This is a genomic window from Pseudomonas silesiensis (assembly GCF_001661075.1).
Lineage (GTDB): Bacteria > Pseudomonadota > Gammaproteobacteria > Pseudomonadales > Pseudomonadaceae > Aquipseudomonas > Aquipseudomonas silesiensis.
In genome coordinates this window covers 6,557,287-6,571,038 of the sequence record NZ_CP014870.1, presented here as the reverse complement: position 1 = coordinate 6,571,038, position 13,752 = coordinate 6,557,287, and the positions used below count along the sequence as shown (strand labels likewise).

Genomic DNA, 13,752 nt, shown 5'->3' with positions numbered 1-13,752 from the left:
CCATGTCGGCCACCAAGAAGCCTGTAAATACCCCGTTGCACTTACTCCAACAACTCTCGGGCAGCCTGCTCGAGCATTTGGAAACCGCTTGTTCCCAAGCCTTGGCTGATGCTGAAAAACTGCTCGCCAAACTGGAAAAACAACGAGGCAAAGCGCAGGAAAAACTGCACAAGTACCGTACCAAATTGCAGGACGCGGCGTCGGCCGGCAAGGCCAAGGCGCAGACCAAAGCCAAGGACGCAGTGAAGGAGCTTGAGGACCTGCTCGACGCCCTCAAGGATCGTCAATCCGAAACTCGCAGCTACATCCTGCAACTCAAGCGCGATGCTCAAGAAAGCCTGAAACTGGCCCAGGGTGTCGGTCGTGTACAAGAGGCTGTCGGCAAGGCGTTGTCCCTGCGTTCAGCCAAGCCTGCTGCAGCGCCTGCGAAAAAAACCGCCGCCAAGGCACCGGTGAAAGCCGCAGCGAAACCAGCCGCTAAAACTGCGGCGAAAAAACCGGCTGCTGCCAGCGCTGCGAAACCAGCGGCTAGAACCACGGCTGCCAAACCTGCCGCTGCGAAAACAACGGCCGCTAAACCCGCTGCAAAAACCACTGCTGCGAAATCGGCTGTGGCGAAAACCGCAGCTGCAAAACCTGCTGCTAAAACTGCCGCTGCCAAACCTGCTGCCAAGCCTGCCGCGGCCAAAACCGCTGCCAAGCCGGCTGCAAAACCAGCTGCGAAAACCGCTGCCACCAAGCCAGCGACTGCCGCGAAAACTACCGCAGCAAAACCTGCCGCTGCCAAGCCAGCTGCAAAACCCGCCGCCAAGCCCGCAGCCAAACCGGCCGTGAGAAAACCGGCCGCCACCGCCAAGCCGACCCCTGCGCCCGCTGCCAAGCCAGTTACGCCAGCGCCGTCTGCTTCGGCTTCGCCTGCAGCAACCAACTCGACCACCACGCCTGCGCCAACGCCAGCCGCTTCGTCGAGCACCAGCACCACCCCGACCAGCGCTTCCTAAGCGCCGGTTGCCGCGACGCGCAGCTGATGCAGCGCGTCGCGGTGCAGGTGGACGGCACCTGCCGTCACACCTTCCAGCCAGGCCGCCAGATCGGTCGCCTCACACTGCGGCCAACTGTGCGCCGATCGCTCCAGCCGCAATAGCAGATGTCGCTCGGCTTTGAGCTCCAGTGCCTTCACCTGTTCGCGCAAACCATTAAGTTCGCTGTCCTCGGCCGCAGCGGATTTCCATTGCGTGCGCAATGCCCGCAACGGCTGTACAACATCGGTTTCCCAGGGTTCGGCCACGTTGCGAAGCAGCTGCAAGCGTTGCTCGTTGCAGGCGACCCCCCGCTGTCCCAACCACAGTCCACACAGCAGCAGGCACACATTGACGCCCGTCGACTGCAATTGCAGGCACGCGGCTTCGACGCCGGGACGGGCGTAAGTGCCAAGGGAAAAGCTCCACAGGTCAGGGGACATCGTGCTACTCGCGCCAGTTGCGAGCGAAGCTGGTAGACTCCGCCGCCATTATGATCCGACTTCAGAACCTGACTTTACAGCGTGGCCCGCAACGTCTGCTAGAAGACGCCGAGCTGACCCTGCACGCCGGCCACAAAGCCGGCCTCATCGGTGCCAACGGCGCCGGCAAATCGAGCCTGTTCGCCTTGCTCCTGGGTGACCTGCATCCGGACTCGGGTGACTGCTTGCTGCCGGCGGACTGGCGCATCGCCCACATGCGCCAGGAGATCGATACCCTCGATCGGATCGCGGTCGACTACGTGCTCGATGGCGACCTGCGCCTGCGCGAGGTGCAACACGACCTCGCCGCCGCCGAAGCGGCCCATGACGGTGCCGCTCAGGCCCGCCTGCACGCCGAGCTCGACAGTGCCGACGGTTACACCGCCGATGCCCGGGCGCGCAAGCTGCTGGCCGGTTTGGGGTTCACCAACGATCAGATGGATCGACAGGTAGGAAGTTTCTCTGGCGGCTGGCGGATGCGTCTGAATCTGGCGCAGGCTTTGATGTGCCCCTCGGACCTGTTGCTGCTCGACGAACCGACCAACCACCTGGACCTAGACGCCATCATCTGGCTCGAAGAATGGCTGAAAAGCTATCCCGGCACCTTGATGCTGATATCCCACGACCGCGACTTCCTCGATGCCGTGGTCGATCACGTGGCACACGTCGATCAACGCAAGATCACCCTGTACCGCGGTGGCTATACCGCGTTCGAACGCGCCCGTGCCGAGCGTCTGGCCCAGCAACAGCAGGCCTACGAGAAGCAGCAGGCGCAACGTGCGCACATGGAAAGCTACATCGCCCGCTTCAAGGCCCAGGCCACCAAGGCCCGTCAGGCCCAGAGCCGGATCAAGGCACTGGAACGGATGGAAGAGCTGTCCGCCGCCCACGTCGATTCGCCGTTCGACTTTGTCTTTCGCGAATCGACGAAGATCTCCAGTCCGTTGATCGACCTGTCCGACGCCCGTTTGGGTTATGGCGACAAAACCGTGCTGGAGAAGGTCAAGCTGCAACTGACCCCTGGCGCGCGAATCGGGTTGCTCGGCCCCAACGGTGCAGGTAAATCGACCCTGATCAAAAACCTCTCCGGTGAACTCGAGCCCCTGGCCGGTCGACTGACCCGCGGCGAGAACACCGTGGTCGGTTACTTCGCCCAACACCAGTTGGACTCCCTGGATTCCAAGGCCAGCCCGTTGCTGCACCTGCAGCGTCTGGCGCCGACCGAGCGCGAGCAGACCCTGCGTGACTTCCTCGGCGGTTTCGACTTCCGTGGCGCGCGGATCGACGAGCCGGTGCTGAATTTCTCCGGTGGCGAGAAGGCCCGCCTGGCCTTGGCGTTGATCGCCTGGGGCCGGCCGAACCTGTTGTTGCTCGACGAACCGACCAACCACCTGGACCTGGAAATGCGCCTGGCGCTGACCATGGCGCTGCAGGAGTTCACCGGTGCGGTGTTGGTGGTCTCCCACGATCGTCATTTGCTTAAAAGCACCACCGACAATTTCTACCTGGTGGCGGACGGCAAGGTCGAGGAATTCGACGGCGACCTCGAGGACTACACCCGGTGGCTGGTGGAGTACCGTCAGCGCAATGCGCCGGTCAGTAATACCCCGGTCAATCCGGACAAGACCGACAAGAAAGCCCAGCGCCAGGCCGCAGCGGCGCTGCGCCAGCAACTGGCCCCGCACAAGCGCGAGGCGGACAAGCTCGAAGCCGAGCTGGGCAAGCTGCACGAAAAACTGGCGAAGATCGATGCCAGCCTCGGCGACAGCGACATCTACGAGCCGGCGCGCAAGAACGATTTGCGTGATCTGCTGGCTGAACAGGCCAAGCTGAAGGTACGTGAAGCCGAACTGGAAGAAGCCTGGATGGAAGCCCTGGAGTTGCTCGAAAGCATGCAGGCGGAGTTGGAGGCGCTGTCTTGATGGAGGTCTTCAAGTTGCCGCTTTCGGCCATGTGGATCGAACCGCTCTGGCTCTTCGGGCAAATCCTGCTGATTCTGTTGGCGGGTTACATCGCCCAACGCTTCGTCGCCAAGTGCCTGACCCGCCTGGGCGAGCGCTATCCATTGCCGCCGCAGTTGCTGATGCCGCTACGCGGTGGTCTGCGCTGGCTGATCATGGGCAGTGCGCTGATCTTCGTCCTGGAACGCCTCGGGGTCTCGGCCACGGTGCTCTGGACGGCGTTGTCGGGCTTTGTCGCGGTGGCGGCGGTGGCGTTCTTCGCCATGTGGAGCGTGCTCTCCAACCTGCTCTGCGCCATTCTGATCTTTACTGTCGGCCCATTTCGTATTGGTGATGTGGTCGAGTTGGTCGACACCACCGACAAGCCCGGGGTGAAGGGGCGGGTGGTGGCGATCAATCTGCTTTACACCACGTTGATCGAAGCCGAGGAGCTCGGCACTGGCAGCGCCATGGTGCAAGTGCCCAACAGTCTGTTCTTCCAGCGGTCGGTTCGGCGCTGGCGGGGTAGCGATGTATTCCCTTCGAATGGGTTCGAAAAGTAGACTTTCTGTAGCCTGACACACCGCCATCGCGGGCAAGCCCGCGATGGCGGTTCGTCAGGCGAATATCCTTCAAGCCCTGAGCGCTGGTCCGCAGTCACTACACCCTGCAAAAAATCGATAGTCACCAGCCCAAAGCCGCATTAGCTTAGACATCTGTCACAAGTCCGAGTCGAGGTGTGCAATGGAGTTTCAAACATGGCTGGCGTTTTTTGCCGCCTGCTGGGTGATCAGCCTGTCTCCCGGTGCCGGCGCCATTGCGTCGATGTCCAGCGGTCTGCAATACGGTTTCTGGCGCGGTTACTGGAACGCCCTGGGTCTGCAATTGGGCCTGGCGGTGCAGATCGCGATTGTCGGCGCCGGTGTTGGCGCCATTCTCACCGCGTCGGCCACGGCCTTCTATGCGATCAAATGGTTCGGCGTGGCCTATCTGGTGTTCCTCGCGATCAAGCAATGGCGAGCGCTGCCTAGCGACATGAGCGATGACGCGGCCGTGCGGCAGATTGGCAAGCCGATGGCCCTGGTGTTCCGTGGCTTTCTGGTGAACATCAGCAACCCAAAGGCGCTGGTGTTCATGCTGGCGGTGTTGCCACAGTTCATCGACCCTCACGCACCGCTGCTGGCTCAATACCTGATCATCGGTGTGACCATGGTCTTTGTGGACCTGATTGTCATGGCCGGTTACACCGGGCTGGCGTCCAAGGTGCTGCGGATGTTGCGCACACCCAAACAGCAAAGACGCATGAACCGCACCTTTGCCGGCCTGTTCATTGGCGCGGCGGCGTTCATGGCGACGCTGCGTAAAGTGGCAGTCTGAATCTGTCGGCCACACAACCCCGACCTTCGATTTAATACCCCTGTAGGAGCGAGCTTGCTCGCGATGGACGTCAACGATAACGCGTTTCTACTGAATAGACGCGTTGCCCTTGAGACCATCGCGAGCAAGCTCGCTCCTACAGGGTTCGTTTTATTATTCGTTTAATTTTTCAGCAGCCGCGATATCAGCGAACAAAGCTTGAGTGAATGTCATTCGAAGTGAACAATGTGTTACTTCTTATTTCCAGCTGAGATTCATTCATGACTGCCCCGTCCCGTTTTCTGGCCTGGCTGGTATTGCCGTTGTTTGCCCTGTGCAGTTCCCAGCTGCTGGCCGACACCGTGGAAGGCGCGCCGCAAGCCTTGCATTTGCTCGATTACATTGGCGCGGATTACCCACAGACCGTGGAATCGGGCAAGGTCATCGATGAGTCCGAATACCGCGAGCAGCTGGAATTCATCCAGGTGTTGCAAGGCTTGATCGTCGCGCTGCCGGCCAAGCCGGAGAAGGCCGGGCTCGAGCAGGGTGTCGGCACACTGCGCAGTGCGATCACTGCGCGTCAGGACGGGGCGGAGGTCGCCCGCCAGGCCCGGCAACTCGGCGCGAAACTGGCGGTGGCCTATGAAGTCAGCCAGGCCCCGATCATTACCCCGGACCCGACTCGCGGAGCGCCGCTTTACGCCCAGCACTGTTCGGTCTGCCACGGCGATACGGGGGCCGGCGATGGTCCCGCGGGTGTCGGGCTGACACCGCCGCCGGCCAATCTGCGTGATGCTGCGCGCCTGGATCACCTGAGCCTCTACGCGATCTACAACACCTTGGGCCTGGGGGTCGAAGGCACCGATATGCCAGCCTTCGCCGATCAGCTGGACGATCGCCAGCGTTGGGACCTGGCGACCTATATCGCCAGTTTCAGTGCCGATCCGGCTGCCACCCAAGGTGCGAAGGTCTACAACATCGCGGATCTGGCGCGTCAGACGCCGGCAGAAGTGCAGGCCGTCGACGGCCCGCAAGCCGCGGCGACTTTCCGTGCACAGCGCGCTCAACCGCCGCAGGTCAAGCGCGGCCCGGCGCAATTGCTCGACTACACCGCCGAGACCCTGGACAAGAGCCTCGCCGCTTATCGTACCGGCGATCGCGATCAGGCCTATGACCTGTCGGTGGCCGCCTACCTGGAAGGCTTCGAACTGGTCGAAAGCTCCCTGGACAACGTCGACGCCAACGTGCGCAAAGACACTGAAAAATCCCTGATGGCCTACCGTCAATCGTTGCAGGACGGTCTGCCCGTGGCCCAGGCCCAGCTGCGCCTGGACGCAGCCAAGGCCAAGTTGCAGGAAGCCGCCGGCCTGTTGGGCAGCGATGGCTTGAGCTGGTCGCTGAGTTATATCTCCGGCTTGCTGATCCTGCTGCGTGAAGGGCTGGAAGCGATTCTGGTGCTGGCAGCGATCCTCGCGTTCCTGCGCAATACTGGCCAGCAATCGGCGGTGCGTAGCGTCAACGTCGGCTGGGGCCTGGCCCTGTTGGCCGGGCTCGCGACCTGGGCGCTGGCGGCGTACGTGATCAATGTCAGTGGCTCGCAACGGGAGTTGCTCGAAGGTGCGACAGCGTTGTTTGCCAGCGTCATGGTGCTCTGGCTCGGCGTGTGGATGCACGACCGTCGCCATGCAGCGGCCTGGCAGGACTACATCAAGAGCAGCCTGGTGGGCGGCGGCGGGCGTTTCGGCTTTGCGATTCTGGCGTTCTTTTCGGTCTATCGCGAGCTGTTCGAAGTGATCCTGTTTTATGAAACCCTGTGGCTGCAGGCGGGCCCTGCGGGTCATGACGCAGTGTTGGCCGGGGGGGCGACAGCACTGGTGTTGCTGGTCGGTCTGGCCTGGGTGATCCTGCGCGGCTCGGCGAAACTGCCGCTGTCATTGTTCTTCAGCATCAACGCCGGGCTGCTGTGCGCGCTGTCGGTGGTGTTTGCCGGGCATGGCGTGAAGGCGTTGCAGGAAGCCGGGATCTTCGGCACGCGACCGGTGCCGTTTTTTGACTTCGACTGGCTGGGGATTCACGCTGATGCGTATTCGCTGAGTGCGCAGGTGGTGGCGATTCTGGCGATCATCGTGTTGTACAGTCGTAGCCGGATGGCTGAGAAGCGGCGGGTGTCGGTTTCTTAAATAGCATTCGCTGCGCTCACCTTCGCGGGCAAGCCTCGCTCCTACAGGATGGCGTATAACCTGAGGGCGCGACCTGCTCGCGAATTTTTTTGGAAGAGGAAAAATGATGCGTGTGTGGATCGATGCCGACGCCTGCCCCCGGGCCGCCAAGGATCTGGTGGTGAAGTTCGCCCTCAAGCGCCAGTTCGAAGTGGTGCTGGTGGCCGGGCAGCCGCAGATCAAGCCGGGCCTGGCCCTGGTGAAGCTGATCGTGGTGCCCAGTGGTCCGGATGCGGCCGATGACTATCTGGTGGAGCACGCGGTTCCCGGTGATCTGGTGATTTGCAGCGATGTGCCGTTGGCGGACCGGCTGGTGAAGAAGGGGGTTGCAGCGCTGGATCCACGTGGCAAGGAATTCGATGCCCAGAACATGGGGGACAGGCTGGCGGTACGCAATCTGTTCACCGATTTGCGCGAGCAGGGGCAGATGAGCGGCGGACCGGCGCCGTTTGGCGACCGCGAGAAACAGGCATTTGCCAATGCGCTGGACCGGATCCTCACCCGACTAACCCGCAAATCCTGAGTCTTGCGCTGATCAATGTGGGAGCGGGCTTGCTCGCGAATGCGGTGTGTCATTCAGCATTGATGTTGACTGATACACCGCATTCGCGAGCAAGCCCGCTCCCACATTTGGATTGTGTCAGGCGTCGTTTTCGTGGGTCAGTTCGAGCACGCGGTCGACCAGTTTGTTGATGCCGGAAGCCGCCTCGCTAATCGATTGCGCCAGCATGTACGCCGGCGTACTGACCAGTTTGCGCGCCTTGTCTTCAACGATTTCAGTCACCGCGCAATCCGCATGTGTCGCCCCCATTTTGTTCATCGCCGCGGCCGTGTCGGCATCGTTACCGATGGTGCAGGTCACGCCCGGCCCATAGATTTTTGCCGCCAGCGCCGGCGAAATGCAGATCAGCCCGACAGGCTTGCCCGCTTCGGCAAAGGCTTCGGCCAGCGCCAGGACTTCCGGCTGCACGGTGCAGCCCGCGCCTTCGATGGCGAAGTTCGACAGGTTCTTGGCCGAGCCGAACCCGCCAGGAACGATCAGCGCATCGAATTCTTCAACGTCCGCTTCGCGAATATCCTTGATGTTGCCCCGGGCGATTCGCGCCGACTCCACCAGCACATTGCGCGACTCGGGCATTTCTTCCCCGGTCAGGTGGTTGATCACATGCAGCTGCGCAATATTCGGCGCGAAGCACTGCACCTGGGCGCCACGCTGGTCGAGGCGCAGCAGGGTAATCACGCTCTCGTGGATCTCGGCGCCGTCGTAGACGCCACAGCCGGAAAGGATCACTGCAATTTTTTTGCTCATGGGCTTTTCTCCAGATTCATGGCGTTAAATGTCCACTAATTTGTCACTCGTTGCCATAGGGATATTTCGCGACTACACATAGGATCTGTCCTCAAAACTCCGATCAGGGCGCGTCATGGACTTCATTCTGTATGCGGTGCCGTTTTTCTTTGTGCTGATCGCCATCGAGCTGCTGGCCGACCGTTGGCGCGGGGTGAGCAATTACCGGGTGGCCGACGCGATCAACAGCATCAGCACCGGTGTGCTGTCGACCACCACGGGCTTGCTGACCAAGGGTGTCGGCCTGGTCACCTACGCATTTGCCCTCGAGCATCTGGCGCTGTTCGAGCTTGCGGCTGATCGTGTCTGGGTCTGGGTATTCGCCTTTGTCCTGTACGACTTCTGCTACTACTGGCTGCATCGCCTGGGGCACGAGCGCAACATCCTCTGGGCCGCGCATTCGGTGCATCACCAGAGCGAGGACTACAACCTCTCCACCGCCCTGCGCCAGACCAGCACCGGCTTTCTCCTGAGCTGGATCTTCTACCTGCCCATGGCCGTGCTGGGTGTGCCGCTGCTGGTGTTCGTCAGCGTCGCCGCGTTGAACCTGCTGTATCAGTTCTGGGTGCATACCCGGCATATTCCCAAGCTCGGCTGGTTCGAGTGGTTCTTCGTCACGCCGTCCAATCATCGGGCTCACCATGCACAGAACGCTCTCTACATGGATCGCAACTACGGCGGGGTGTTCATTATTTGGGACCGTCTATTTGGCTCGTTCCAGGAGGAGGACGACAACGAACCGGTGATTTTCGGCGTGACCACGCCGCTGGCGAGCTGGAATCCGCTATGGGCGAACGTGCAGTTCTACGTGCAATTATGGGATGACGCACGGCGAGCCGGGAGTGGGTGGGACAAGCTGCGGATCTGGTTCATGCCCACTGGTTGGCGGCCGGCGGATGTGGCGGCGAAGTACCCGATGAACAAGCCGGACCTGAGTCAGTTCCGCAAGTTCGAGGTGCCGTTGGACGGGCGTCAGCAGCTTTACGTGGCATTGCAGTTTTGCGTCTACATCGCGCTGGGCAGCTACTTGATGAACCTTGCGCTGCATCTGTCGACCGCCGCCCTGGTGCTCGGCTGGGGCGCCGTGGCGCTGGGTCTGTTCGTACTGGGCGTGGCCCTGGAGAATCGCCCATGGGCGTTGAAGCTGGAGCTGCTGCGACTGGCATCGAACCTGCCGCTGGCATGGCTGGCGCCAGTGGTCGGGCTGTGGCCGGCCAGTGCGGTGGGCTGGGTCGGGCTGCTCAGTTACAGCCTGCTCAGCCTCATCGGTCTCTACTGTTGCCGAAACCGCTTCACTCGACTGGCGTCTTAGGACCGTCGATTTTGGCCTGTTCGGCTTTCAAGGCTTGCTCGTCGGCGTAGATCTTCTTCGCCAGGCGGGCATTCTTGAAGCGCCGCCGCAGCCACAGGCAAAAACCGACGACCAGCAGCGCACCCAGCACCCATAACTCGTACTTCTTGACGCTGCCAAGCATGCCTTCGAGCACCGCGCCGAAATGATAGGCCGCGGCAGCCAGAGCGGCAGCCCAGATCGCTGCACCGATCCCGTTCAGCAGCAGATAACGTCCCGGCGGATATCCCGACAAGCCGATAGCCACCGGCATCACCGTGCGCAGTCCATAAACAAAACGGAAACTCAGGACCCAGATGTCCGGGTGCCTGCGGATATGCTCCAGCGCGCGGTCGCCCATCAATTGCCAGCGCGGCTTGCGTGCCAGCAACTTGCGGCCATGCTTGCGTCCCAGGAAATACCACAGCTGATCGCCGGCATAACTGCCGAGGAACGCCACGATCATCACCACTTTGAGGTCCATGTATCCGCGGAACGCGAGGAAGCCTGCGAGAACCAGAATGGTTTCGCCTTCGAAAAACGTGCCGAGAAAGAGGGCGAAGTAGCCGAATTCCTGAAGAAATTGTTGGAGCATTGTCTGGATGCTGGCGAAATGAACGCGCAGCCTAACCCTTCGTGCACATTCATGAAAGTGTCCAAATGTGTCTCGACGTGAACATTTCCTACAAGGAGAATGGAATGCGACTACCTGTCACAGGTGCACATAACTGTAATATCACAGTCATAATGGTCGCTTATAACTGTCACGCTCGCCTCTCGCGCGGGCTCAGGAGTCTGCCGTGAGCTTTACCCCCGCCAATCGTTTGTTTCCTGCAACTCGCCTGCGACGCAACCGTCGTGATGAATTTTCGCGTCGACTGGTCCGTGAAAACGTTCTGACCGTGGACGACCTGATCTTGCCGGTGTTCGTGCTGGACGGTGAAAACCGTCGCGAAGCGGTGGCCTCGATGCCGGGCGTCGAGCGTCTGACCATCGATCTGTTGCTGGAAGAAGCGGCCAAGTGGGTCGAGTTGGGCATTCCTGCAGTGGCCCTGTTCCCGGTGACGCCATCGGAGCTCAAATCCTTGGACGCCGCGGAGGCCTGGAACCCCGACGGCATTGCCCAGCGCGCCACCCGCGCGTTGCGTGCGCAGTTTCCTGAGCTGGGGGTGATCACCGACGTTGCCCTGGACCCGTTCACCACCCACGGTCAGGACGGCATTCTCGACGAAGAAGGCTATGTGCAGAACGACATTACCGTCGATGCACTGGTCAGGCAGGCGCTGTCCCACGCCGAGGCCGGCGCCCAGGTGGTGGCCCCGTCGGACATGATGGACGGTCGTATCCAGGCGATCCGCGAAGCCCTCGAGCTGGCCGATCACGTCAATGTGCGGATCATGGCTTACTCGGCGAAGTACGCCAGCGCTTATTACGGCCCGTTCCGCGATGCGGTCGGCTCGGCGCTGAACCTGGGCAAGGCCAACAAGGCCTCTTATCAGATGGACCCGGCCAACAGCAACGAAGCCCTGCACGAAGTGGCGGCGGACTTGTCAGAAGGCGCGGACATGGTCATGGTCAAGCCAGGCATGCCGTATCTGGACATCCTTTACCGGGTCAAAGAAGAATTCAAAGTGCCGACCTTTGTTTATCAAGTCAGCGGCGAATACGCCATGCACATGGCAGCGATCCAGAATGGCTGGTTGAGCGAAGGGGTTATCCTCGAATCCCTGACCGCTTTTAAACGTGCAGGCGCTGATGGCATCCTGACTTACTTTGCCGTCCGTGCCGCTCAATTGTTACGAGAGCAACAATAGCCCTCCCAGGAACATTCCATGACTACCGAAGGACTCACTGAAGTCGCCGTAAAAGAGGCTCAACCTGTGGTGGAGCAAATCGCCGAAACCCCGCCGGAGCTGGAGCCTGCTCCCTCTGCGGTGGTGGCCGAGCCTGTTGCGGCGACGCCGGCGATTGCCATTCCCGGCCTGGATGACAGCAGCCTGTACATCCATCGCGAGCTATCGCAACTGCAGTTCAACATCCGCGTGCTGGAACAGGCGCTGGATGTGTCCTACCCCTTGCTGGAGCGGCTGAAGTTTCTGCTGATCTTCTCCAGCAACCTGGACGAGTTCTTCGAAATCCGTGTGGCCGGCCTGAAGAAGCAGATCACCTTCGCCCGTGAGCAGGCCGGCGCGGATGGCCTGCAACCGCATCAGGCCCTGGCCCGCATCAGCGAGTTGGTACACGGTCACGTCGATCGCCAGTACGCCATCCTCAACGACATTCTGTTGCCGGAACTGGAAAAACATCAGGTCCGCTTCATCCGTCGCCGTCACTGGACCACCAAGATCAAGACCTGGGTTCGCCGTTATTTCCGCGACGAGATTGCCCCGATCATCACCCCGATCGGCCTCGACCCGACGCACCCGTTCCCGTTGCTGGTTAACAAGAGCCTGAACTTCATCGTCGAGCTCGAAGGCATCGACGCCTTCGGTCGCGATTCCGGTCTGGCAATCATTCCGGCGCCGCGTCTGCTGCCGCGGGTCATCAAGGTGCCGGAAGAAGTCGGCGGCCCTGGCGACAACTATGTGTTCCTGTCGTCGATGATCCATGCTCACGCCGATGACTTGTTCCAGGGCATGAAGGTCAAGGGCTGCTACCAGTTCCGGCTGACCCGAAACGCCGACCTTTCCGTCGACACCGAAGATGTGGAAGACCTGGCCCGCGCCCTGCGCGGCGAGTTGTTTTCCCGTCGCTACGGTGATGCGGTGCGTCTGGAAGTCGCCGACACCTGCCCGAAACTCCTGTCCGACTATTTGCTCAAGCAGTTCAACCTGCATGAGACCGAGCTGTATCAGGTCAACGGTCCGGTCAACCTGACCCGACTGTTCAGCATCACCGGCCTGGACAGCCAGCGCGAGCTGCAATACCTGCCGTTCACGCCGCAGATCCCGAAGCTGCTGCAGAACAGCGAGAACATCTTCAGCGTGATCAGCAAGCAAGACATCCTGCTGCTGCACCCGTTCGAGTCGTTCACCCCGGTGGTCGACCTGCTGCGCCAGGCCGCCAAGGACCCGCACGTCCTGGCGGTGCGCCAGACCCTGTACCGCTCCGGCGCCAACTCGGAAATCGTCGATGCGCTGGTCGATGCCGCGCGTAACGGCAAGGAAGTCACCGCGGTCATCGAATTGCGTGCACGCTTCGACGAAGAGTCCAACCTGCAACTGGCCAGTCGTCTGCAAGCGGCCGGTGCGGTGGTGATCTACGGCGTGGTCGGGTTCAAGACCCACGCCAAGATGATGCTGATCCTGCGTCGCGAAGCTGGCGAGATTGTCCGTTACGCCCACTTGGGGACCGGCAACTACCACGCGGCCAACGCCCGTCTGTACACCGACTACAGTTTGCTGACGTCCGACGACGCCTTGTGCGAAGACGTCGGCAAACTGTTCAGCCAGCTGATCGGCATGGGTAAAACCCTGCGCATGAAGAAGCTGCTGCATGCGCCGTTCACGCTGAAGAAGGGCATGCTCGACATGATTGCCCGGGAAACCCAGTTCGCGCTCGACGGCAAACCGGCGCACATCATCGCCAAATTCAACTCGCTGACCGATCCGAAGATCATCCGCGCGCTGTACAAGGCCAGTCAGTCCGGGGTGCGTATCGATCTGGTGGTGCGCGGCATGTGCTGCCTGCGGCCGGGCATCGCCGGGGTCTCGCACAACATCCACGTGCGCTCGATCATCGGGCGCTTCCTGGAACACACCCGGGTCTTCTACTTCCTTAATGGCGGGGAGGAGCAGATGTTCCTGTCCAGTGCCGACTGGATGGAGCGCAACCTCGACAAGCGCGTCGAGACTTGCTTCCCGGTGGAAGGCAAGAAGCTGATCATGCGGGTCAAGAAGGAGCTGGAGCTGTATCTGACCGACAACACCCATAGCTGGAGCCTGCAGGCGGACGGTCGCTACATCCGCAACACGCCGACCGGCAACCAGAACCCGCGCAGTGCGCAGGCGACGCTGCTGGAGCGTTTGGGTAGCCCGATTCTCACAGTGCGTTAACCC

The 13,752-nt window shown here is 61.2% G+C and carries 12 protein-coding genes; 9 read left to right on the top strand and 3 right to left on the bottom strand.

The window, feature by feature from the left end; genetic code table 11:
• The first annotated feature begins 2 nt into the window (after window positions 1–2).
• Window positions 3–1,001 carry an AlgP family protein gene (locus PMA3_RS29200; RefSeq protein WP_064680383.1) on the top strand — a complete coding sequence of 333 codons (999 nt, stop codon included), beginning with the start codon at window positions 3–5 and terminating at the stop codon, window positions 999–1,001.
• Here PMA3_RS29200 and PMA3_RS29195 read toward each other — a convergent pair.
• Window positions 998–1,462 carry a TIGR02444 family protein gene (locus tag PMA3_RS29195; protein WP_064680382.1) on the bottom strand — a complete coding sequence of 155 codons (465 nt, stop codon included), beginning with the start codon at window positions 1,460–1,462 and terminating at the stop codon, window positions 998–1,000. The genes PMA3_RS29200 and PMA3_RS29195 overlap by 4 nt on opposite strands.
• Window positions 1,463–1,512: 50 nt before the next feature.
• On the opposite strand from PMA3_RS29195, the gene PMA3_RS29190 reads away from it, so the two are divergent.
• The 5 genes from PMA3_RS29190 to PMA3_RS29170 all read left to right on the top strand — a co-directional run bounded on the left by PMA3_RS29190 (window position 1,513) and on the right by PMA3_RS29170 (window position 7,539).
• Window positions 1,513–3,423, top strand: a complete 1,911-nt coding sequence (locus tag PMA3_RS29190; RefSeq protein WP_064680381.1) for an ATP-binding cassette domain-containing protein — start codon at window positions 1,513–1,515, stop codon at window positions 3,421–3,423.
• The gene (locus PMA3_RS29185) at window positions 3,423–4,004 is read left to right on the top strand and encodes a mechanosensitive ion channel family protein (protein WP_064680380.1); all 582 of its coding nucleotides are present in this window, start codon (window positions 3,423–3,425) and stop codon (window positions 4,002–4,004) included. Before PMA3_RS29190 ends, PMA3_RS29185 begins: the two co-directional genes overlap by 1 nt.
• A gap of 181 nt (window positions 4,005–4,185) precedes the next feature.
• Window positions 4,186–4,818, top strand: a complete 633-nt coding sequence (gene rhtB / locus PMA3_RS29180) for a homoserine/homoserine lactone efflux protein (protein ID WP_064680379.1) — start codon at window positions 4,186–4,188, stop codon at window positions 4,816–4,818.
• A 260-nt stretch (window positions 4,819–5,078) separates the two neighbouring features.
• On the top strand, window positions 5,079–6,977 hold the full coding sequence (locus PMA3_RS29175) for a cytochrome c/FTR1 family iron permease (RefSeq protein ID WP_064680378.1): 1,899 nt from the start codon (window positions 5,079–5,081) through the stop codon (window positions 6,975–6,977).
• A gap of 106 nt (window positions 6,978–7,083) precedes the next feature.
• Window positions 7,084–7,539, top strand: coding sequence for a YaiI/YqxD family protein (locus tag PMA3_RS29170; protein WP_064680824.1), 456 nt, complete (start codon window positions 7,084–7,086; stop codon window positions 7,537–7,539).
• Between the two features lie 117 nt (window positions 7,540–7,656).
• On the opposite strand, the gene elbB is transcribed toward PMA3_RS29170, so the two are convergent.
• Window positions 7,657–8,325 (bottom strand): isoprenoid biosynthesis glyoxalase ElbB, encoded by a 669-nt coding sequence (elbB, locus tag PMA3_RS29165; RefSeq protein WP_064680377.1) that lies wholly within the window; start codon window positions 8,323–8,325, stop codon window positions 7,657–7,659.
• Between the two features lie 115 nt (window positions 8,326–8,440).
• On the opposite strand from elbB, the gene PMA3_RS29160 reads away from it, so the two are divergent.
• Window positions 8,441–9,676: a sterol desaturase family protein gene (locus PMA3_RS29160; protein ID WP_064680376.1), complete on the top strand. Its 1,236-nt coding sequence runs from the start codon at window positions 8,441–8,443 to the stop codon at window positions 9,674–9,676.
• Here PMA3_RS29160 and PMA3_RS29155 read toward each other — a convergent pair.
• Entirely contained in the window at window positions 9,657–10,289 is a 633-nt protein-coding gene (locus PMA3_RS29155; RefSeq protein ID WP_064680375.1) for a DedA family protein, read from the bottom strand. The two genes, PMA3_RS29160 and PMA3_RS29155, sit on opposite strands and share 20 nt — an antisense overlap.
• 205 nt (window positions 10,290–10,494) lie before the next feature.
• Between PMA3_RS29155 and hemB the strand changes: the two genes are divergently transcribed.
• Entirely contained in the window at window positions 10,495–11,508 is a 1,014-nt protein-coding gene (hemB, locus tag PMA3_RS29150; RefSeq protein ID WP_064680374.1) for a porphobilinogen synthase, read from the top strand.
• A gap of 18 nt (window positions 11,509–11,526) precedes the next feature.
• The gene (gene ppk1, locus PMA3_RS29145) at window positions 11,527–13,749 is read left to right on the top strand and encodes a polyphosphate kinase 1 (protein ID WP_064680373.1); all 2,223 of its coding nucleotides are present in this window, start codon (window positions 11,527–11,529) and stop codon (window positions 13,747–13,749) included.
• Window positions 13,750–13,752: the final 3 nt, after the last annotated feature.

What these genes read in the sequence shown, in the direction of transcription:
- rhtB (WP_064680379.1), top strand. Translation starts at nt 4,186, where the DNA reads ATGGAGTTTCAAACATGGCTGGCGTTTTTTGCCGCCTGCTGGGTGATC.
- PMA3_RS29170 (WP_064680824.1), top strand. Translation starts at nt 7,084, where the DNA reads ATGCGTGTGTGGATCGATGCCGACGCCTGCCCCCGGGCCGCCAAGGAT.
- PMA3_RS29200 (WP_064680383.1), top strand. Translation starts at nt 3, where the DNA reads ATGTCGGCCACCAAGAAGCCTGTAAATACCCCGTTGCACTTACTCCAA.
- PMA3_RS29190 (WP_064680381.1), top strand. Translation starts at nt 1,513, where the DNA reads ATGATCCGACTTCAGAACCTGACTTTACAGCGTGGCCCGCAACGTCTG.
- PMA3_RS29155 (WP_064680375.1), bottom strand. Translation starts at nt 10,289, where the DNA reads ATGCTCCAACAATTTCTTCAGGAATTCGGCTACTTCGCCCTCTTTCTC.
- ppk1 (WP_064680373.1), top strand. Translation starts at nt 11,527, where the DNA reads ATGACTACCGAAGGACTCACTGAAGTCGCCGTAAAAGAGGCTCAACCT.
- PMA3_RS29160 (WP_064680376.1), top strand. Translation starts at nt 8,441, where the DNA reads ATGGACTTCATTCTGTATGCGGTGCCGTTTTTCTTTGTGCTGATCGCC.
- PMA3_RS29185 (WP_064680380.1), top strand. Translation starts at nt 3,423, where the DNA reads ATGGAGGTCTTCAAGTTGCCGCTTTCGGCCATGTGGATCGAACCGCTC.
- elbB (WP_064680377.1), bottom strand. Translation starts at nt 8,325, where the DNA reads ATGAGCAAAAAAATTGCAGTGATCCTTTCCGGCTGTGGCGTCTACGAC.
- PMA3_RS29175 (WP_064680378.1), top strand. Translation starts at nt 5,079, where the DNA reads ATGACTGCCCCGTCCCGTTTTCTGGCCTGGCTGGTATTGCCGTTGTTT.
- PMA3_RS29195 (WP_064680382.1), bottom strand. Translation starts at nt 1,462, where the DNA reads ATGTCCCCTGACCTGTGGAGCTTTTCCCTTGGCACTTACGCCCGTCCC.